General features: G+C 58.2%; 19 protein-coding genes. 8 read left to right on the top strand and 11 right to left on the bottom strand.

What is annotated here, in order from left to right; translation table 11 throughout:
- Positions 1-108 precede the first annotated feature (108 nt).
- Positions 109-522: a peptide-methionine (R)-S-oxide reductase MsrB gene (msrB, locus tag NQ842_RS15170; RefSeq protein WP_013097052.1), complete on the top strand. Its 414-nt coding sequence runs from the start codon at positions 109-111 to the stop codon at positions 520-522.
- Positions 523-563: 41 nt separating this feature from the next.
- A complete protein-coding gene (locus NQ842_RS15165; protein ID WP_020690335.1) occupies positions 564-842 on the top strand; it encodes a YeaC family protein in 279 nt (92 codons plus the stop codon).
- Positions 843-1,336: 494 nt separating this feature from the next.
- On the opposite strand, the gene NQ842_RS15160 is transcribed toward NQ842_RS15165, so the two are convergent.
- The 4 genes from NQ842_RS15160 to sppA form a co-directional block, all read right to left on the bottom strand.
- Positions 1,337-2,593, bottom strand: a complete 1,257-nt coding sequence (locus tag NQ842_RS15160; protein WP_257256045.1) for a glycoside hydrolase family 18 protein — start codon at positions 2,591-2,593, stop codon at positions 1,337-1,339.
- Between the two features lie 172 nt (positions 2,594-2,765).
- Entirely contained in the window at positions 2,766-3,407 is a 642-nt protein-coding gene (pncA, locus tag NQ842_RS15155) for a bifunctional nicotinamidase/pyrazinamidase (RefSeq protein ID WP_046887836.1), read from the bottom strand.
- 9 nt (positions 3,408-3,416) lie between these two features.
- The gene (gene ansA / locus NQ842_RS15150; RefSeq protein WP_014831510.1) at positions 3,417-4,433 is read right to left on the bottom strand and encodes an asparaginase; all 1,017 of its coding nucleotides are present in this window, start codon (positions 4,431-4,433) and stop codon (positions 3,417-3,419) included.
- Between the two features lie 63 nt (positions 4,434-4,496).
- Entirely contained in the window at positions 4,497-6,353 is a 1,857-nt protein-coding gene (gene sppA, locus NQ842_RS15145; RefSeq protein ID WP_046887837.1) for a signal peptide peptidase SppA, read from the bottom strand.
- A gap of 167 nt (positions 6,354-6,520) precedes the next feature.
- Between sppA and NQ842_RS15140 the strand changes: the two genes are divergently transcribed.
- The 3 genes from NQ842_RS15140 (at position 6,521) to NQ842_RS15130 (ending at position 10,144) form a co-directional block, all read left to right on the top strand.
- Positions 6,521-7,072, top strand: coding sequence for an NAD(P)H nitroreductase (locus NQ842_RS15140; RefSeq protein WP_014831512.1), 552 nt, complete (start codon positions 6,521-6,523; stop codon positions 7,070-7,072).
- Between the two features lie 116 nt (positions 7,073-7,188).
- Positions 7,189-8,232 (top strand): selenide, water dikinase SelD, encoded by a 1,044-nt coding sequence (gene selD, locus NQ842_RS15135; RefSeq protein ID WP_014831513.1) that lies wholly within the window; start codon positions 7,189-7,191, stop codon positions 8,230-8,232.
- Positions 8,233-8,236: 4 nt separating this feature from the next.
- Complete coding sequence (locus NQ842_RS15130; RefSeq protein WP_257256044.1) at positions 8,237-10,144, top strand: DNA topoisomerase III; 1,908 nt, start codon at positions 8,237-8,239, stop codon at positions 10,142-10,144.
- A 69-nt stretch (positions 10,145-10,213) separates the two neighbouring features.
- Here the strand turns inward: NQ842_RS15130 and gdhA are convergent, their stop codons facing one another.
- Positions 10,214-11,557 carry an NADP-specific glutamate dehydrogenase gene (gdhA, locus tag NQ842_RS15125; RefSeq protein ID WP_020688396.1) on the bottom strand — a complete coding sequence of 448 codons (1,344 nt, stop codon included), beginning with the start codon at positions 11,555-11,557 and terminating at the stop codon, positions 10,214-10,216.
- A 228-nt stretch (positions 11,558-11,785) separates the two neighbouring features.
- Between gdhA and NQ842_RS15120 the strand changes: the two genes are divergently transcribed.
- Positions 11,786-12,058 carry a YnjH family protein gene (locus tag NQ842_RS15120; protein WP_047362183.1) on the top strand — a complete coding sequence of 91 codons (273 nt, stop codon included), beginning with the start codon at positions 11,786-11,788 and terminating at the stop codon, positions 12,056-12,058.
- Here the strand turns inward: NQ842_RS15120 and NQ842_RS15115 are convergent.
- Complete coding sequence (locus NQ842_RS15115; RefSeq protein ID WP_306672634.1) at positions 12,018-12,434, bottom strand: pyrimidine (deoxy)nucleoside triphosphate diphosphatase; 417 nt, start codon at positions 12,432-12,434, stop codon at positions 12,018-12,020. The two genes, NQ842_RS15120 and NQ842_RS15115, sit on opposite strands and share 41 nt — an antisense overlap.
- Before the next feature lie 75 nt (positions 12,435-12,509).
- Between NQ842_RS15115 and NQ842_RS15110 the strand changes: the two genes are divergently transcribed.
- Complete coding sequence (locus NQ842_RS15110; protein ID WP_050859551.1) at positions 12,510-13,079, top strand: carboxymuconolactone decarboxylase family protein; 570 nt, start codon at positions 12,510-12,512, stop codon at positions 13,077-13,079.
- Positions 13,072-13,689 carry a CDP-alcohol phosphatidyltransferase family protein gene (locus NQ842_RS15105; RefSeq protein WP_083021732.1) on the top strand — a complete coding sequence of 206 codons (618 nt, stop codon included), beginning with the start codon at positions 13,072-13,074 and terminating at the stop codon, positions 13,687-13,689. Before NQ842_RS15110 ends, NQ842_RS15105 begins: the two co-directional genes overlap by 8 nt.
- Here NQ842_RS15105 and NQ842_RS15100 read toward each other — a convergent pair.
- From NQ842_RS15100 to NQ842_RS15080, 5 genes are all read right to left on the bottom strand, one after another.
- On the bottom strand, positions 13,686-14,993 hold the full coding sequence (locus NQ842_RS15100) for a sulfurtransferase (protein WP_257256043.1): 1,308 nt from the start codon (positions 14,991-14,993) through the stop codon (positions 13,686-13,688). The genes NQ842_RS15105 and NQ842_RS15100 overlap by 4 nt on opposite strands.
- 73 nt (positions 14,994-15,066) lie before the next feature.
- Positions 15,067-15,687 carry an ATP-binding cassette domain-containing protein gene (locus NQ842_RS15095; RefSeq protein ID WP_257256042.1) on the bottom strand — a complete coding sequence of 207 codons (621 nt, stop codon included), beginning with the start codon at positions 15,685-15,687 and terminating at the stop codon, positions 15,067-15,069.
- The gene (locus NQ842_RS15090) at positions 15,687-17,216 is read right to left on the bottom strand and encodes a thiamine ABC transporter permease (protein WP_257256041.1); all 1,530 of its coding nucleotides are present in this window, start codon (positions 17,214-17,216) and stop codon (positions 15,687-15,689) included. Before NQ842_RS15090 ends, NQ842_RS15095 begins: the two co-directional genes overlap by 1 nt.
- Positions 17,189-18,349, bottom strand: coding sequence for an ABC transporter substrate-binding protein (locus NQ842_RS15085; protein ID WP_373371737.1), 1,161 nt, complete (start codon positions 18,347-18,349; stop codon positions 17,189-17,191). Before NQ842_RS15085 ends, NQ842_RS15090 begins: the two co-directional genes overlap by 28 nt.
- A gap of 15 nt (positions 18,350-18,364) precedes the next feature.
- Positions 18,365-19,048 carry a TVP38/TMEM64 family protein gene (locus NQ842_RS15080; protein WP_257256039.1) on the bottom strand — a complete coding sequence of 228 codons (684 nt, stop codon included), beginning with the start codon at positions 19,046-19,048 and terminating at the stop codon, positions 18,365-18,367.
- Positions 19,049-19,052 lie beyond the last annotated feature (4 nt).

Below are 19,052 nucleotides of genomic sequence, written 5' to 3'. Positions count from 1 at the left end.
CGCCTTTTCGCGACACATAAGTTTAGAACAAAAGTGCACGCAAGGGTGTTAATGTTTTGTTAGAATCCGGGTTAAAAGATGTCTGTTTCTACAGCGAGATGTAAGCATATGTCGAACCAACGTAACCCTGACGATTTGAAAAAAAACCTCACAGAAATGCAATTTTACGTGACGCAGAATCACGGCACGGAGCCGCCATTCACCGGGCGTTTGCTGCATAACAAACGCGATGGCGTGTACCATTGCCTGGTCTGTGATGCCCCCCTGTTCAACTCACAAACGAAATACGATTCTGGCTGCGGCTGGCCGAGCTTTTACGAGCCGGTGAGCGATGACGCGATCCGCTACCTGACTGACTCCTCGCACGGGATGGTCCGTACCGAAATTCGCTGCGGCAACTGCGATGCGCACCTGGGGCATGTCTTCCCGGACGGCCCTCAGCCAACGGGCGAGCGTTTCTGCGTAAACTCAGCCTCTCTGAGCTTCAGCGACGATGAAAACGGCGACCAGATCAAAGGCTGAAAAAACGATTCAGCAAATTATTCCTTTGAAAGGGAGAGATCGTGAATATTGATGACATGATTAACGGTATGACGCCCGAGGTTTATCAGCGTCTGGTCACTGCCGTTGAGCTGGGGAAATGGCCTGATGGCGTTGCCTTAACTCCGGAGCAAAAAGAGAACAGCCTGCAGCTGGTGATGCTGTGGCAGGCGCGCAATAACACCGATGCGCAGCACATGACAATCGACACCAACGGCCAGATGGTGATGAAGAGCAAGCGTGAGCTGAAAGAAGAGTTTGGTATCACGCCCAAGCCGATTGCGACGATGAAAATGCAATAACGGTGCGGGTTGATGCCCGCACTCAACCCTCTCCCGGTGGGTTGAGGGATCCCCAGTAATTTTTTACCGAAAGCGACGAAAGTTGTTTCAGGAAAATGAATGATTTACAGCGACGCCCTGGTCCGGCTGTAAATCGCTGAGGCGTTTCCTGCAGGCCGGGGCGAGGCGCATGGATGCGCCGAGAGGGCGGCTTTACAGGGACGTTACCTCCGCCCGTCCCCGATAAGCCGGAAGGAATAAGCCGAAGGCACCGCGAAGCGGCGATTTACCGCCGGGAGCCTAGGTTGCCAGGGTGGTGGCGACTGAGCCACCCTGGCACGTTCACGGGTCATGTTGTTACAGAGCAGCAAGGAACGTAAAGTGAACGGAATGACCTCTACAGTCATATGTTCCCCCTCACCCCAGCCCTCTCCCTCAAGGGAGAGGGCGTCCTCCGTGCAGGCATGATTTTGTGGGGAACCCTCAGCCCGGTGGGAGAGGGTTTGATTGCCTCACTACTTGTGCGGGATCCCGAGCGACTCCGCCAGCTGCTTCGCTAACTGGTTGTTATCATCCGCCCCATACTCCCAGAACATTGCGCCTGCCAGACCTTTCTCTTTGATATAGTCCGCTTTGATTGCAACGGAACGCGGATTCTCATACGAGAGGGCAAACAGATCCTTCCCGTCGGCGCCCTTCACGGAAAGCCACGGCACTTTCGCCTGGTCGTCCCAGTGTTCGGTAAAGCGCTTTTGCGGGTCGTTAAGCAGCTTCTTCACAATATCGTTGTACTTCACGTAGGTATCTTTGGTCAGGTCATAACCGAGTGATTTGAACAAACCGATCTCCTGAGGGCCGAAGTAAGGCTGCGTAACCGGATTGTTTTGCGCATCGGGTTTGCTCCAGTCAATGCCCGGTTCCACAGCTCGTTTTGGCACGCGGCCATAGAAACCAATCCCGAGGTTCATCTGCTGTGGCTTCAGGCCAGCGGCCAGATAACTGTTCACCACAAAATCGACGCTGTATTTATCTGCGGCCGCCACGGTCGGCCAGGCGCTGGAGTCATGCAGGTTTGCGTTAAAATACTGAGTACCGTACGCCATGTCGTAGGTCATCAGGTTGATATAGTCGAGCAGGGGGGCGATGGCTTTCACATCGACCCAGCTTTTCGGACTTTCCGCATTGGCTCCAACCGCAATCGTGACCAGTTTTTTCTGCCCGAAAGCGGTGCGTAGCTCTTTCAACAGGGCAGTAAAATTATCCCGGTCAGCAGGTGTGCTTGCAACCAGTCCCCATGCGCCGTTTACCGGGTATTCCCAGTCAAGGTCGATCCCGTCCAGACCGTATTTCTCAACAATCTCCTGCGCCGAGCGGATAAACACCGCGCGGCTCTCTCTGGTGGCGGCTGCGCCTGAGAAGCCGCGGGCACCCCAGCCGCCGACGGAAAGCAGAACGTTTAAATTCGGGTTTTGTTTACGAAGCTGAGGGATAAGCGCCAGGTCGGACGCCACTTTCGGCGATAACCAGATCTGATGCCGCTTCGCCGGATCTTTCAGGGCGGCGTTGGTTTCGTCTTTTTCATCATTGTAGATAAGACCAAACGAATAGTTCAGGTGGGTGATCTGGCGGACATCAAGCGTATTGATATCGCCGCCGGGGCCGGCGGTCACATCTCCACCGCCGTTAAAGTAGCCCACGGACATCAGGGGGGCGGCATAAGCAACTGACGCGCAAAGCAGGGGTAATGCTGCCAGCAATGGCAAACGTTTCATACAAGTTCCTCTTTGACAGAATAAAAATAACCACGCCACAGAAAAAGCGTGGCGAAAAAAACAGCCTGAAAAGCATAGCATTGCCGCTTCGCTGGTGATGCGAGGGAGTTCACTTTATGGGGATCGGAGTGGAAATGCCGGGTGGCGGCTTCGCCTTACCCGGCATAAAAGACTATGCTTGCGTCTCCAGCCAGTCTGCCAGCGTATAGAGCGTTGCGCCTTCAGCGGCCATATCCATAAACGCCTGCGCGCTGTCCTGCGGTTGAATGTTCACCCCGCGACAGCCGTCGGTGATGACGCTGACCGTATAACCCAACTGGAGCGCGTCCAGCACGGTAAACTTCACGCAGTAGTCCGTTGCCAGACCAAGCACAATCAGCTCGGTGATTTCGTGGTGACGTAACCACGCGTCCAGCGCCGTTTTCTGGCGATGTCCGTTATCGAAAAAGGCGCTGTAGCTGTCAATAGCCGGGTTTTCGCCTTTATGAAACACCGCGTCGATGGCTTTCTGATTCAGCAGCGGATGCAGCGCGGCGCCTTCCGTTTGCTGCACGCAGTGATCGGGCCAGAAGGTTTGCGCCAGACCGTCGAGCTCACCCTGACTAAAGGGTTCAACGCCGTGCTGGCTGGCAAAACTGCCGTGATTCGCCGGGTGCCAGTCCTGGCTTGCGACAACCGCTTCACCGCGCGATTGACACCAGTCAATCAGGGTATTGGCCACGTCGACCGTGCTGTCACCTTCTGCGACGGCCAGTGCGCCGCCCGCGCAGAAATCATTTTGCAAATCGACCAGTAACAGGGCGCGTTGCTTCATGAGGCCTCCTTATTCGTCCGGGGTCAGTTCGCCGCGCAGGTTTTGCATCATGGCGCGGCGAATGGACTGGATGTCCAGATCCTGACTCAGTAAATAATGAAGTTTAGTCAGTGTGGCCTCGACGGTCATATCGAATCCGCTGATCACCCCCGCATGCGCCAGGGCATTACCGGTGGCATAGCCACCCATGTTGACCTTGCCGGACATACATTGCGTCAGGTTAACCACCACAATCCCGCGCTCGCTCGCTTCCTGCAGCTCTTTCAGGAATTCGCCGTTCTGCGGCGCGTTACCCACGCCGTAGGAGCGCAAAATCAGCGCTTTTACCGGCTGGCGCAGGAAGTTACGTACCACATCAGCAGAGATGCCCGGATAAATGGTTACCACACCGATCGGCTGCGGGGTGATCGGGTGAACGATCAGCTCGCCTGAGGTATTCGGCGCAGGCGGCGTGCCCAGACGACGAATATGAATACCCGCTTCCAGCAGTGGTTGCAGGTTTGGTGAGGCGAAGGCATCAAACCCATCGGCGTGCGCTTTGGTGGTACGGTTGCCACGATACAGACGGTTGTTGAAGAACAGCGAGACCTCGTTAATCGGATAGTTCGCCGCCACGTAGAGGGAGTTAAGCAGGTTAATCTGTCCATCCGAGCGCAGTTCCGCCAGCGGAATTTGCGAGCCGGTGACAATCACCGGTTTGCTCAGGTTTTCCAGCATGAAGGAGAGCGCCGAGGCGGTAAAGGCCATGGTGTCGGTACCATGCAGGATCACAAAGCCGTCGTACTGGTCGTAATGGGCTTTAATGTCATCCGCGATATGCTGCCAGTCTTCCGGCGTCATGTCGGAGGAGTCCATCAGCGGCTCGTACTCGTGGATGGTAAAGTCAGGCATTTCCGGGCGGTGGAATTCTGGCATCAGGGCAAGCTGACGTTGAAGATGGCCGGACACAGGAATATAGCCGTTTTCAGAGCGCTGCATCCCGATGGTACCGCCAGTGTAGGCTACATAAATCGATTTCTTCTGCATGGTAGTGATTTCTTGTTCTTCAAAAGAAAAAAATCCCCTCTTCAGCGGAAGAGGGGACGGGTTTTAACGTACGTTTGCGCAGGTCAGGCAAAACGCATAACGACTTTGTGGATCATTAAACGCCGCGAGCTTGTCGCCTTCCGCTTTCATCGCTTTCGCGGCCGTGGCGACAGGCGCTGGCAGATAAGCCTGCAGCGCGTCCGGCAGCATGGCGCGCACGGAGACGGACATGCTGTCCATGACCATATCGAAGAACGATGGCTCATCCTGATAGTATTCAACATGCCACTGTTTGAGCTTCGCCAGTTCGGCGGCTTTCTTCACCGCGTCATCAAAGTCACCCAGGCTGTCGACCAGGCCGTTGCTCTTCGCATCCTGCCCCGTCCAGACGTGGCCCTGAGCGATTTCGTCGATCTGCTGCGGCGTCTTCTTACGCGAGTCAGCGACCAGCGTGATAAAGCGCTTGTAGCCATTCTCAATGCTGAGCTGCATCATCTCGGACACTTCAGGTGGCAGGGATTTGGTTACCGACACATCCGCCAGCGGCGAAGTGGCAACGCCATCCGTATGCACCCCCAGATAGTCCAGGCTGTTCTCTACCGTGTTGATCACCCCGAAGATGCCAATTGACCCGGTCAGGGTGCTTGGGTTAGCGACGATGTAGTTAGCCGGGGTTGAGATCCAGTAACCGCCGGAAGCCGCCATGCCGCCCATGGAAACCACCACCGGTTTACCTGCTGCACGCGCTGCGGCCAGCTCGGCGCGGATCACTTCAGAGGCGCTGACGCTGCCCCCCGGGCTGTTCACGCGCAGCACAATCGCTTTCACTTTCGGGTCAAGACGCGCATCGCGGATCTGCGACGCGGTGGTATCACCGCCAACGTTCCCCGGCGTCTCCTGACCGTCCATGATTGCGCCATTGGCGAAGACGACGGCAACGCTGTCACCGCTCTCATCCGGTTTTTTCGCCGCGTAATCGTACATGCTGATCGCGCTGTAATTTTTATCCTCTTTGCTCCAGCCGAACTGTTTGCTCAGGGACTTTTCGATCTCCGCGCTGGTTCCCAGGGCATCGACCAGCTTGTTATCAAGCGCATATTTCGCGGTATCGCCGTCAACCTTGCGCAAGCCGTCCAGCACGCCCTGAGCACCAGGGAAGACCTGTGCAGGGGTAATCTGACGGTTACTGGCAACCGTGGTCAGGTAGTTCTGCCACAGTTCACCAATCCAGCGGCTGTCCGCTTCACGGGCGGCCGGGGACATGTCATCACGGATAAATGGCTCAACGGCAGATTTATACGTACCGACACGGAACACGTGGGTGGTGACCTTCAGCTTGTCGAGCAGAGATTTGTAGTAAAGCCCGTTCGTGGCAAAGCCGTGCAGGTCGACCGTACCCTGAGGTGAAAGCCAGATTTTATTGGCAAAGCTCGCCAGATAATATTGCCCCTGGCTGTAGCTGTCGCCTACCGCGATCACCGGTTTACCGCTGTCACGGAATTCGCGCAGCGCTTTGCCAATGTACTGCATGGAAGGCTGGTCGGCCCCGGCAAAATCTTTCAGATCCAGTACGATACCCGTAATGTTACGGTCATCTTTCGCCTGACGAATGGTATCGACGATATCGAACAGGGAGTTTTCCTGCAGACGGTCTGAGGTGGCGCCGAACAGCTGACGACCAATCACCCCCAGACGATTGCTGGTGGAGGGCTTATCGACAATCACGCCTGTGATATCGAGAAGCAGCGCCCCGCGCGTCGAATGTTGCGACTGGTTTGCGTTACTGATGTGCATCCAGATGCCCGCGCAAACCAGCACCAGGAGGATGAAAAAGAGGTTCATCACCAGGTTGCGGACGAAATTGAGCAGTCGCCACGTCCATTTAAAGAAACCGGCAAAGATTCGCCAAAGGGTTCGCATGTATTCTCCCTAACCAGAAAATGACTGTTTCCGTCGCCACTGGACGGTAATGTTGGGTTATCGTAATGACCCAACCGCCACTTGTCAGCAGGAATCGCCTGCCAGGCTGTAACAAAATCTGCCGTCGTGTTAATTTTGTGAGTAAATTTCAAGAAAGGAGTTAACCAATGGACGCACTTGAACTGCTTGTTAACCGCCGTAGCGCGTCACGTCTGGCGGATCCTGCGCCAGCGGGTGAGCAGCTGGAGAACATTCTGCGTGCCGGTATGCGTGCGCCGGATCATGGCACACTTCAGCCGTGGCACTTCTTTATTATTGAAGGTGAAGGCCGCGAGCGCTTCAGCCAGCTGCTGGAGCAGGGGGCGGTTGCCGCCGGTCAGGATGAGAAAGGGATCGATAAAGCCCGTAACGCGCCGTTCCGTGCACCGATGATCATCGCCGTCGTGGCGAAGTGTCAGGCGGAACATAAAGTGCCGGTATGGGAGCAGGAGATGTCGGCGGGATGCGCGGTGATGGCGATGCAGATGGCCGCTGTTGCACAAGGTTTCAACGGTATCTGGCGTACCGGGCCACTGACTGAAAGCCCAGCGGTGCGCGACGGACTCAACTGCGGCGAGCATGATAAAATCGTCGGTTTCCTCTATCTCGGCACCCCTCAGCTTAAAGCCTCCAGCACCATTAGCGTGCCGGACACTACGCCTTTCGTCAGCCGTTTCTGATAACGCGCGCTAAACTGTCTGGATTCTGAGCATCTGCCGCAGAATTCAGACAGTCATACTTACCTCTTTAAGGAATGAGCGCTACCATAGCGCGATTGCATTGACAGGAGATGTCCATGAGCGAGCAAACCATTCGTTTAACGCAATACAGCCACGGAGCCGGTTGCGGTTGTAAAATTTCCCCCAAAGTGCTGGAAACCATCCTGCACAGCGAGCAGGCGAAGTTTGTCGACCCGAACCTGCTTGTCGGCAACGAAACGCGTGACGATGCAGCGGTTTATGACTTGGGTAACGGCACCAGCATTATCAGTACCACTGACTTCTTTATGCCGATTGTCGATAACCCGTTCGATTTCGGGCGCATCGCGGCGACCAACGCCATCAGCGATATCTTCGCGATGGGCGGTAAACCGATTATGGCGATTGCGATTCTGGGCTGGCCGATCAACACCCTTGCGCCAGAAATAGCCCGCCAGGTGATTGAGGGCGGACGCTTTGCCTGCCAGCAGGCGGGGATCGCCCTGGCCGGTGGTCACTCTATTGATGCGCCGGAGCCGATCTTCGGTCTGGCGGTCACGGGCGTGGTGCCAACCGAGCGCGTCAAACGCAACAGCACTGCGCAGGCGGGTTGCAAGCTGTTCCTCACCAAGCCGCTGGGCATTGGCGTGCTGACCACCGCCGAGAAAAAATCCCTGCTGAAACCCGAGCATAAAGGTCTGGCAACGGAAGTGATGTGCCAGATGAACCTGGCCGGTGCCGCTTTCGCCAATATCGACGGCGTGAAGGCGATGACCGACGTCACCGGTTTTGGCCTGTTGGGGCATCTCTCTGAAGTGTGTCAGGGCGCGGGCGTGCAGGCGCAGGTCTGGTATCAGGACGTGCCGAAGCTGCCAGGCGTGGAAGCGTACATTGCCCAGGGCGCCGTGCCGGGCGGTACTCAGCGTAACTTTGCCAGCTATGGTCATCTGATGGGCGAAATGCCTGAAGAGTGGCGTAACCTGCTGTGCGATCCGCAAACCTCGGGTGGCCTGCTGCTGGCGGTCACGCCGGAGTCAGAAGCCGAGGTGCAGGCTACGGCCGCCGAGTTTGGTATTACCCTGACGGCGATCGGCGAGCTGGTGACCGCGCGCGGTGGCCGACCGATGATTGAGATCCGTTAATTCGATGCGGTTGTTTATTGCCGAAAAGCCGAGTCTGGCCCGTGCCATCGCCGATGTGCTGCCGAAGCCGCATCGCAAAGGCGACGGCTTTATTGAATGCGGTAACGGGCAGGTGGTCACCTGGTGCATTGGTCACCTGCTTGAGCAGGCACAGCCGGACGTCTACGACAGCCGCTATGCCCGCTGGAACCTCAACGATCTGCCGATTGTGCCGGAAAAATGGCGTCTGCAACCGCGCCCCTCCGTCACCAAACAGCTCAACGTCATTAAGCGCTTTTTGCATGAAGCGTCTGAAATTGTCCACGCCGGTGACCCGGACAGGGAAGGACAACTGCTGGTGGATGAAGTGCTGGACTATCTGGAGCTGGCGCCGGAAAAACGCCAGCAGGTGCAGCGCTGCCTGATTAACGACCTCAACCCGCAGGCGGTGGAGCGGGCGATTTCGCGCCTGCGCGCCAACAGCGAGTTTATCCCGCTGTGCGTGTCCGCGCTGGCCCGCGCGCGCGCAGACTGGCTGTACGGGATCAACATGACTCGCGCCTACACGATCCTTGGGCGGAATGCCGGCTATCAGGGGGTACTCTCCGTTGGCCGCGTGCAAACGCCGGTGCTGGGGCTGGTGGTGCGCCGCGATGAGGAAATTGAAAACTTCGTTGCCAAAGATTTCTTCGAAGTGAAAGCGCACATCGTTACCCCGAAAGAGGAGCGTTTTACCGCCGTCTGGCAGCCGAGTGATGCCTGCGAATCGTATCAGGATGAAGAAGGGCGTCTGCTGCACCGTCCGCTGGCGGAGCACGTGGTCAACCGGATCACCGGTCAACCTGCCATCGTCACCAGCTATAACGATAAACGGGAATCCGAACCCGCACCGCTGCCGTTTTCACTTTCTGCCCTGCAGATTGAGGCCGCGAAGCGCTTTGGCCTGAGCGCGCAGAACGTGCTGGATATCTGCCAGAAGCTCTACGAAACCCACAAGCTCATCACCTATCCGCGTTCAGACAGCCGCTACCTGCCTGAAGAACACTTTGCCGGACGTCACGCGGTGATGAACGCCATCAGCGTGCATGCGCCGGATCTGCTGCCGCAACCGGTCGTCAACCCGGATACCCATAACCGCTGCTGGGACGATAAAAAAGTCGATGCCCACCATGCGATCATCCCGACGGCGCGGGCCAGCAACGTCAACCTGACGGAGAACGAAGCGAAGGTTTATAACCTGATCGCGCGTCAGTATCTGATGCAGTTCTGCCCGGACGCGGTGTTCCGCAAGTGCGTCATTGAGCTGGAGATCGCCAAAGGCAAATTTATTGCCAAAGCACGTTTTCTGGCGGAAGCGGGCTGGCGCACGCTGCTTGGCAACAAAGAGCGTGACGAAGAGAACGACGGTACTCCGCTGCCGGTGGTGGCTAAAGACGACGAACTGCTGTGTGAGAAAGGGGAAGTGGTAGAGCGCCAGACGCAGCCACCACGTCATTTCACCGATGCGACGCTGCTCTCCGCCATGACCGGAATTGCCCGTTTTGTGCAGGACAAAGAGCTGAAAAAGATCCTGCGCGCCACTGACGGACTGGGAACCGAAGCAACCCGCGCGGGGATCATCGAGCTGCTGTTCAAACGCGGCTTCCTGGAGAAAAAAGGGCGCTATATTCACTCCACCGAGCCGGGCAGGGCATTAATCCACTCCCTGCCGGAGCTGGCTGCCAGGCCGGATATGACGGCGCACTGGGAATCGGTGCTGACGCAGATCAGCGAGAAACAGTGCCGCTATCAGGACTTTATGCAGCCGCTGGTGGGGACGCTGTATCAGCTGATCGATCAGGCGCGCAGCACGCCGGTGAAGCGGTTCAGAGGAATGGTGGCACCGGGTGGTGGTGCGAAGAAACCGTTTAAAAAGAAAAAGAGCGCGGCCTGACACCCCCTTTTTTTTCCCTCTCCCTGTGGGAGAGGGCCGGGGTGAGGGCACCCGGCCGCACGATAAACCTTAAATCACACCCTGCCCAATCATCGCGTCCGCCACCTTCACGAATCCGGCGATATTCGCACCACGCACGTAGTTGGTTTGCGAGGCCTCGCCGCCGTACTCTACACAGGCGTGGTGAATATCCAGCATGATGTGGTGCAGACGGGCATCCACTTTCTCTGCTTTCCAGCCCAGACGCGCGGCGTTTTGCGCCATCTCCAGACCGGACGTTGCCACGCCGCCGGCGTTGGCGGCTTTTCCCGGTGCAAACAGTACGCCCGCTTCCAGGAACAGATCGGTCGCCTCGATGGTAGTTGGCATATTCGCCCCTTCGGCTACCGCTTTTACGCCATTGCTGATTAAAGTACGGGCGGCTTCAACGTCCAGTTCGTTCTGGGTTGCACACGGCAGGGCGATATCCACCGGCACGCCCCACGGCTGTTTACCCTCAAGATAGGTCAGACCAAACTCGCGGGCATAATCGGCCACGCGGCCATCGCGGCTGGCTTTGATTTCACACAGACGCGCCAGTTTCTCAGCCGTGAAGCCGGCTTCATCCACGACGGTACCGCTGGAATCAGACGCGGTGACCACGCGGGCACCAAACTGCATTGCTTTTTCGATGGCATATTGCGCCACGTTACCGGAGCCGGAGACTGCAACGCGCATGCCTTCGAAGCCTAAGCCGTGGCGTTTCAGCATCGCTTCGGTGAAATAGACCAGACCGTAGCCGGTCGCTTCCGGGCGGATCAGGCTGCCGCCGAAGGAGAGTCCTTTGCCGGTAAAGACGCAGGCGCTGTTGTTTGAGAGCTTTTTCATCATTCCGGCCATAAAGCCCACTTCACGCCCGCCTACGCCGATATCACCGGCAGGGACGTCGGTATCCGGGCCAAGGTGGCGATAAAGCTCGGTGATCAGCGCCTGGCAGAAACGCATCACTTCGCCTTCGCTTTTGCCTTTCGGGTCAAAATCGCTGCCGCCTTTACCGCCGCCCATCGGCAGGGTAGTGAGCGCGTTTTTAAAGGTCTGCTCAAAGCCAAGGAATTTCAAAATCGACAGGTTCACTGAAGGATGGAAGCGCATCCCGCCCTTAAACGGCCCGATGGCCGAGTTAAACTGCACGCGCCACGCGCGGTTGACCTGCACCTGATTGCGGTCGTCCACCCACGCCACGCGGAACTGGATCACGCGCTCAGGCTCGACGAGGCGCTCAAGCAAAGACATCTGACGATAACGCGGGTTTTGTTCCAGGAAGGGCCACAGGGTGGTCATTACTTCACGTACGGCCTGCGCAAACTCGCTCTGATGCGGGTCGCGCTGCTGAACATGGGTGAGAAAACTTTCCAGAGTGCGTGTCTGATCCATAGATATAAGAACCTCTTATGATAATTTCCGTATGTGTCTTATACGATTTGTGTTGTTTTTTTGACTATACCACCCGTACCGCTTTGCGAAGCAAGCAGAAATTCATGTCGAAAGGGAAATTAATGACCTGTGCGGCGTCATAACCAAAAGCGATGACGAGATAAATTAAAGGTTCCGCGATGATTAACCGTTATAGTCATTATCAGGACACAACAGGAAGAGAAGTCTATGAACCGTTACGTGATGACCGCGTTATGTTTGATGCTGAGCGCAGGCGCGCAGGCTGACCGCATGCGTCCGGATGTGGAAGTGAACGTCCCGCCGGAGGTCTTTAGCTCCAGCGGCCAGAGAGCGCAGCCCTGTAACCAGTGCTGCATCTATCAGGATCAGAACTACTCAGAAGGGGCGGTAGTGAAAGCGGACGGCATCCTGCTGCAGTGCCAGCGCGATGAACGCACCATCAGCACGAACCCGCTGGTCTGGCGTCGCGTAAAAGAATAAAGGCTTCCAGCAGCGGAATATCCGCCGGGGCTAAGGGGTAGTCAAACGCCTCTTCAGGCGTACACCACACCAGGGCGCTGTGGTAGTGCGCCGTTAGCTCACCGCTGAAGTGGGGAACGTGCCAGGCGTGCAAATTGATAAGCCGCTGCGACACTTCCCGCTGGTGGCTTGCGACGTAGTGCGACGGATGCGCGTGGATCCCCAACTCCTCCTGCAACTCGCGGATCAGCGCCTCGGGCTGCGTTTCTCCGGCTTCCACCTTTCCACCGGCAAACTCCCACAGGCCCGGCTGATCGGCATGCATGGGGCGCTGCGCCAGTAAAATTTTATTGTCTTTTTCGATGATTGCCGCAACGACATCGAGTGTTTTCAGCATGGTCGTCAATACTTGTTAGCGAAAAACACCATATTATCGTGCCCTTTCCAGGAGTCCAGTCATCAGGAGAATCACGTGAAAGAGACATCGACCTGGGTTGCCCCGGTTGAATCCCTTCCCGCCAGCCTCAAACCGATTGCCGCCATGCAGAAAAAACACTTTGGCGCAGTGCTTAACCCCACGCGCTGGTGGGGACGCATGCCGCGCCTGTTCTGGCTGGTGGCGCTGTTTGTCGGGTTTCTGGAGCGACGCAACGCCCGCCTGACGCCGGTGCTGCGCTCGCTGCTGATGACGCGGGTATCGCAACTTTGTCACTGTGCGTTTTGTATTGATGCCAACAGTCTGCGTCTGGCCGAACGCGCGGGCGCGCTGGATAAAGTGCAGGCCGTGAGCCAGTGGCGTGACGCTGCGCTTTTTAATGAACAGGAGCGCGCGGCGCTGGCCTATGCGGAGGCCGTGACCGCCACGCCGCCGCAGGTGGATGAGGCGCTCAAATGCGAGCTCAAACGCCTTTTTACCGATGAGACGATTAGTGAAATGACGGCGCTGATTGCGTTTCAAAACCTTTCGGCCCGCTTTAATGCCGCCCTTGATATCCCGTCGCAGGGACTGTGCGACACGTTTAAAGGAAAGCCGCATGCTTGATCGACATATTCATCCCCGGGTAAAGCCCGCCCTTAACGGGCTGGCCTCCTGGCTGGATAAACCCGGCATCACGCCCGATGGCTTAACGTTGACCGGATTTGCCGCAGGCGTGCTGACGCTACCGTTTCTGGCGCTTGGCTGGTATCCGGCGGCCCTGGTCGCCATTGTGGTTAATCGCCTGCTCGATGGCCTGGACGGCGCACTGGCACGCCGCAGAGGGCTGACGGATGCGGGCGGGTTTCTGGATATCGCGCTCGATTTTTTGTTCTACGCGCTGGTGCCGTTTGGTTTTGCCCTCGCGGCTCCCGCTGAGAATGCGCTGGCCGCGGCCTGGCTACTGTTCGCCTTTATCGGAACCGGCAGCAGCTTTCTGGCCTTTGCTGCACTGGCGGCGAAACACAATATCGATAACCCCGGCTATGCGCACAAGTCGTTTTACTATATCGGCGGATTAACAGAAGGGACGGAGACCATCGTGTTGTTTGTGTTGTGCTGCCTGTTTCCGGCACACTTCACGCTTCTCGCGTGGGTATTTGGCGCGTTGTGCTGGCTGACCACCACAACGCGCATCTGGAGCGGGTATCTCACGCTACGCTCACTCACGCCCTAGCGCGAACTGTCGGGTCCGCGTTCGCCAGACGACACCGGGTTTTGCGGGTGGCTGCTCCATTCGTACCAGCCACCGTCATAGACGGCGACGTTTTTCCAGCCCATCGCCCGGGCATACATAAAGCCCTCAGAAGCTCGCCAGCCGGTACCGCAATAAAAGGCCACGTGCTGTTCCGGCAGGATGTTCCAGCTTTTCCACATGGCGGAGATGTCATCGGCGCTGCGCATAGTGCCGTCCGGGTTATGGAAATCTTCCATATGGGTGGCATCGCTTCCGGCATGACCCCAGCGGGCCCCGGCGATTTCACCTTTGGGTTTGATGTAACTGTAGCCGCTGGTTTCGCCAGTAAACTCCGGCCACGAGCGAATGCTGACCAGCGAGGCATCCTGGCGATGCAGCATCCCGCGCGCCTGCGCCATATCGACCATCAGCTGTGGCTGACCGGGGATCGGCGCGCCGAAATCGGGGGCGGGTTTGACATCAGCAGGCATCCCTCTTTCCACCGGCAGGTTGGCCTCTGACCACGCTTTCCAGCCACCATCAAGAATACGCACGTCCTTCACGCCCGCGTAGAGCATAATTTGTGCCACGCGGGCGGCGGCATAGACATCGCGACCATACAGAATGACGGTGGTATCGTGACGGATCCCGTGTTTTGCCAGCATCGCTTTCAGTTTGTCGTCAGAAACCTTATTCCACAGCGGCTCGCTTTCCACTTCATTGGTATCAATATAACCCGCGCCGGGAATGTGGTTCAGCAGATAGAACTTCGGCGCACCCCAGGCAGCTTCAATCACTTTCCAGTCACCGGCCGGGGCGGCTGCCACCGGTTTACCCTGCGAAAGCTGGTGGATCCACTGCGGATAAACGAGCTGTTCAAAGTGCGGCAGGCGCTGCAGACGATCGGGGGCCTGTAGGGCATCGCTGAGGAGTGAAATCCGGGTATAGCCGGATTTTCTGAGCCGGGCGCTCACCGCCTGGTTATCCGCGTCACTGCCGTAGAGGGCGAGGGGTGTTGTGGGGGTAAGCTGATGCTGTTTTGCCCAGCGGGCAATCTGGTCGTCGCTCATCGCGCTCAGCCAGGTGGCGGAGAGATTGATCGCGGCGGGCTCGTGCCCGGAGGGGCCGCTCAGCGTTTGCGGCCAGCCGTTATAAAACGCACTGGCACGGGTATCGATCGCCGCGCCGTGCTGTTCCTGGAGCTGAGCCAGTGTGAGCGAGTGTGGCATATCAGCGGCCATGCAAGAGAGTGAGGCGAGGCCGCAGAGCAGGGCCAGCGCGGTCAGTTGAGAAACACGTTTCATCGAATAACCTGACGTCAGTAAAAGAGGGGGGCATTGTCGTCTCTCCTGAAAGGTAAAACATTGCGTTAGCACATTATTGCCAGCGAGAAATCTCAATCACCTCACCACCCGGCGGAATATCTTCCTCGTCATGCGTGACCAGCACCACCGGGATATCACGTGCGCGCAGGGCATCAAACACCCATGTCCGAAAGGACGACCGCAGTAATTTATCCAGGCGGCTAAACGGTTCGTCCAGCAACAACGCCTGTGGTTCGGCAAGCAGAGCCCGCAGCAGGCTCACCCTGGCGCGCTCCCCGCCGGACAGCGTGGCCGGATCGCTGGCATAGTGGTGATTTAGCCCGGCTGAATCCAGGGCCTGTTGCACCCTTTCCCGGCGTGCGCGTCCGGTTATTCGCGCCGGTAACGCCAGCAGCAGATTTTGCCCGACGCTGTACTGGTCAAACAGCAGAGCGTCCTGAAAGAGAATCCCGATCCCGCGTTGCTCGACAGGCAGCCCGTCACAGCGGCGATCGTCAAGCCACAGCTCGCCCTGCGCCTGAAAGTCGTCAGACAGTGCCCCAACCATCCATGAGAACAGGGTCGATTTCCCGCTGCCGGACGGCCCCATCAGGGTGACGATTTCACCGCGAGGGACATAAAAGTTAACTTCACGGAACAGCGGTACAATGGTGAGATTGTTGACCTTCAGCATTAACGTAATCCTCGTCGGTAATGGCCTGCGAGCCGGGATAACAGTGCGGCAACGCCGAAGACGGCCCCTGTCACCAACAGCAGCCACAGCGCCCGGTTAGCCAGAATCGGGATGCTGCCGCCGCTGCTGAGCGCCACGGTTTCGGTGGTAAGGGTGCTGAAACGCCCCGCGCCGAGCCAGAGTGTTGGCATGTATTGCGCCATGCTGACCGAAAAGCCGGTTGCAAACGCCAGCAGCGCGGGGCGAAACAGCAGGGGACATTTGATCAGGCAGAAGACTTTTGTCCGCCGCCAGCCAAGCGTTCTGGCCGTGAGGAGAAGCCGCGGATCGATGCGCCGCCAGGCGGGTTGCAGTATCAGCAGCATCCACGGCAGCACCCACAGCAGATGGCTCCAGAGCACGGCGGCGTACTGCCCGTCGATATCCAGCCATAACGCCACCCTGTATTGCCCGGAAACCAGCGGCAGCGCAGGAAGGGCGAGCGGGAGCCAGACCCACAGCGCACCACGCCGCGGCCCCCATTCCAGCCAGAGCAGTATCATGATCAGGGCGATCAGGCTGGCGAGCAGGCCGAACGATAAACTGGCACGCACGGCGCTAACATCATCCCACTGGGCCAGCATCAGCAGCACTCCGGCGCAAAGGATGCCGCATGCGGGGAGGATTCCGCTGAGCATACGGGCGGGCGGCGCGAGGGGTAACGTGCGTCGCACCCCTGTCAGCGCAGGCAACGTGCGACGCCACGCTTTCCAGATACCGAACCCCAGCACCGAAAGCACGGCCAGCAGCGCGAGCATCAGCAGGCAGAGCAGCGTTCCTTTCGTTTGCTGCTGTACGTCGCCCTGCGTCAGCCACTGCCAGGCCAGTACCGCCAGGGTAGGAGGATTCCCTGGCCCCAGGATGATGGCGACATCCACAACAGCGAGGGACCAGGCGAGCACCGCCAGCATTGTGGCACCCAGCGCCGGGGCGATCTCCGGGATCACCAGCCAGCACAGCCGCTGGAGCCGCCCGTATCCCAGGGTCTGCAACACGACATTCTGGCGGGCCAGTCGGGTTTCAGGTAACACCGCGTATATCGCCCACAGCACGAAGGCGCTCTCCTTGACGGCGAGGGTCAGCCCTAACCCAATCCCGTAGCGATCCAACATCGGGGAGCAGCGCGTACAGAGCTGATAAAACAGACCGCCTTCGGCAAAGGTCAGCAACACGCTGGTGGCGAAGGCAACGTGGGGAACGGCCAGCAGCCACGGCAAACGGGTACACAGACGACGCCAGTGCTCGCCGGGCCAGAGCGTGGTGACGAAAATCAGGGCGATAAACAGGGCGCCGAGAGTGGCAATCAACGTGGATACCAGGGTGGCGGCAAGCGCCTGCGGGATCTGCGGATCATCAAACAGACGTTGCCAGTTTTCCGCCGACATGGCCGGGATCAGCAGCATGGCGCTGGCGGGAACAAGCGGCAGATACACTGCCACCATCGCCAGCCAGATGAGTGCGCTCAGCGGGTGCCGTAACGACGCAGCCATTCCTGCTCCAGCGCGTTAACCCAGGCAGCGTGCGGCTCCGCAAGCATCCGCGGAAGCCCTTGTGGCGTGTGGGCCTGAAGCTGTTTTGCTTCATCTGCGGGCAGCGTATTCGCCTGCAGTACGCTAGGATCGCCCCAGATAGCCGGGTCGGCTTTGCGGATCTGCGCCTGAGGTGAGAGCAGGAAATTGGCAACCACCTTCGCCCCCGCGCTGGCGCTGGCGTTCGCCGGGATGGCAACAAAATGAACGTTACCGATCATCCCGTTGCGAAAACCAAAGCTGTAGCTGTCGGATGGCAGTTCACCGCTGGCCACTTTTTGCAGTGCATGTGCCGGGTTAAAGGTTAGCGACAGGTCCAGGCTGCCGCGGGCAAGCAGGGTATCCATCCGCGCAGGAGAAGGCGGAAAATCTTTTCCTTCTCGCCACAGCAGCGGGTGGAGTCTGTCGAGATAGTTCCAGAGCGGCGCGGTAACCTGCGCAAAGGTGTCATCGGGCGCGCGTTTCAGCGCATCAGGCCGGGAAGTGAGCGTCAAAAGCAACTGCTCAAGAAACGCGGTGCCGGTGAAATCTGGCGGACGGGGATAGCTGATTTTACCCGGATGCTGCTGCGCCCAGGCCAGTAATGCCTGCGGATCTGACGGCGGAGTCGGCATGCTCGCTTTGCGGGCGATAAAGGTGAGCTGCGCGCCACCCCACGGAGATTCTGCGCCCTCGGTTGGCAGGGCGAAATCTTCCGTGACAGGTTTGTTTGTATCGACATAGCGCCAGTTAGGCAGCGTCTGCGCCCACCCGGTTTGCAGCAGGTTAGCCTCTTTCAGCGTGCGAAAATTTTCACCGTTAACCCACAATAGATCGACTGAACCGTGGGTCTTACGCCCTGCGGCGGCTTCTGTCTGGATCCGTTTTACCGCGTCCGCCGCATCGGCCAGATGGACAATGTTGAGGTTGATGGCGTAGTGCGTTTTCATCTCACCGCTGACCCAGTCGAGGTAGCGGTTCACCGCCTGATCGCCTCCCCAGGCGTTAAACCAGACGGTCTGGCCTTTGGCCTGTTGTTGGATAACGTGCCAGTTGTCGGCGGCACACAGAGGGGCGGTCAGCAGCAGACCGGTCAGAAACGCGCAAAAACGCACACGGCGCATAATGCCTCACTTTTTAAACGAAGAGGGGAGTCGGGAAAACAGCCATCGGCTCACCAGCGGTAATAACCCCAGTAGTGTAAAGGCTAACAGCATGCCCGGCGACAGAATATCGCGCAGCGAGGTGATTTTCCCCAGCTCGCGGCCGGCGTTGAGGAAGATAACCGTCGCGGGCAACATGGCGAGCTGGCTGACCCACCAGTACCGGCGCACCCCAATGCGGGTCAGCCCCATCAGCAGATTGACCAGAAAAAACGGGAACAACGGCATCATGCGCAGGGCGAAAAGATACCCTGCGCCGTCACGCGTCATCCCGGCGTTCACCGTTTTCATCTGTTGGGCAAACCGTCGCTGAACCCAGTCGCGCAGCAGATAACGGCTGGCGAGCATCGCGAGCGTGGCACCGAGCGTGGAGGCAAACGACACCAGCAGCGTCCCTTCCCACAGCGTAAACAGCGCGCCGCCCAGCAGGGTCAGTATCGCGGCACCGGGGATAGACAGGGCGGAAACCACCACATAGAGCGCAAAAAAGAACAGCGCACTTTGCAGGGGGGAGTCGTCGACAAAGGCGAGCAACGTCTGTTGATGCGTTTTGACGGTTTCAAGAGAGAGCGTGCCCGGAGGAAGAGTGAGCCACGTCAGCATAACGGCGCCCAGCAGGGCGCACAGTAAGACAATTTTTCGAATGTTCACACGG

Origin of the sequence: Enterobacter cloacae complex sp. R_G8 (assembly GCF_024599795.1) — a bacterium.
Taxonomy (GTDB): Bacteria; Pseudomonadota; Gammaproteobacteria; order Enterobacterales; family Enterobacteriaceae; genus Enterobacter; species Enterobacter dissolvens.
The sequence above is the reverse complement of the archived record's forward strand: the minus strand, read 5'-3'. Positions and strand labels throughout refer to the sequence as shown.

Bases quoted from the DNA above. Each gene is read 5' to 3' on its own strand.
- msrB (WP_013097052.1), top strand. From the start codon at position 109: ATGTCGAACCAACGTAACCCTGACGATTTGAAAAAAAACCTCACAGAA.
- NQ842_RS15160 (WP_257256045.1), bottom strand. From the start codon at position 2,593: ATGAAACGTTTGCCATTGCTGGCAGCATTACCCCTGCTTTGCGCGTCA.
- pncA (WP_046887836.1), bottom strand. From the start codon at position 3,407: ATGAAGCAACGCGCCCTGTTACTGGTCGATTTGCAAAATGATTTCTGC.
- ansA (WP_014831510.1), bottom strand. From the start codon at position 4,433: ATGCAGAAGAAATCGATTTATGTAGCCTACACTGGCGGTACCATCGGG.
- sppA (WP_046887837.1), bottom strand. From the start codon at position 6,353: ATGCGAACCCTTTGGCGAATCTTTGCCGGTTTCTTTAAATGGACGTGG.
- NQ842_RS15140 (WP_014831512.1), top strand. From the start codon at position 6,521: ATGGACGCACTTGAACTGCTTGTTAACCGCCGTAGCGCGTCACGTCTG.
- selD (WP_014831513.1), top strand. From the start codon at position 7,189: ATGAGCGAGCAAACCATTCGTTTAACGCAATACAGCCACGGAGCCGGT.
- NQ842_RS15130 (WP_257256044.1), top strand. From the start codon at position 8,237: ATGCGGTTGTTTATTGCCGAAAAGCCGAGTCTGGCCCGTGCCATCGCC.
- gdhA (WP_020688396.1), bottom strand. From the start codon at position 11,557: ATGGATCAGACACGCACTCTGGAAAGTTTTCTCACCCATGTTCAGCAG.
- NQ842_RS15120 (WP_047362183.1), top strand. From the start codon at position 11,786: ATGAACCGTTACGTGATGACCGCGTTATGTTTGATGCTGAGCGCAGGC.
- NQ842_RS15115 (WP_306672634.1), bottom strand. From the start codon at position 12,434: ATGCTGAAAACACTCGATGTCGTTGCGGCAATCATCGAAAAAGACAAT.
- NQ842_RS15105 (WP_083021732.1), top strand. From the start codon at position 13,072: ATGCTTGATCGACATATTCATCCCCGGGTAAAGCCCGCCCTTAACGGG.
- NQ842_RS15100 (WP_257256043.1), bottom strand. From the start codon at position 14,993: ATGAAACGTGTTTCTCAACTGACCGCGCTGGCCCTGCTCTGCGGCCTC.
- NQ842_RS15095 (WP_257256042.1), bottom strand. From the start codon at position 15,687: ATGCTGAAGGTCAACAATCTCACCATTGTACCGCTGTTCCGTGAAGTT.
- NQ842_RS15090 (WP_257256041.1), bottom strand. From the start codon at position 17,216: ATGGCTGCGTCGTTACGGCACCCGCTGAGCGCACTCATCTGGCTGGCG.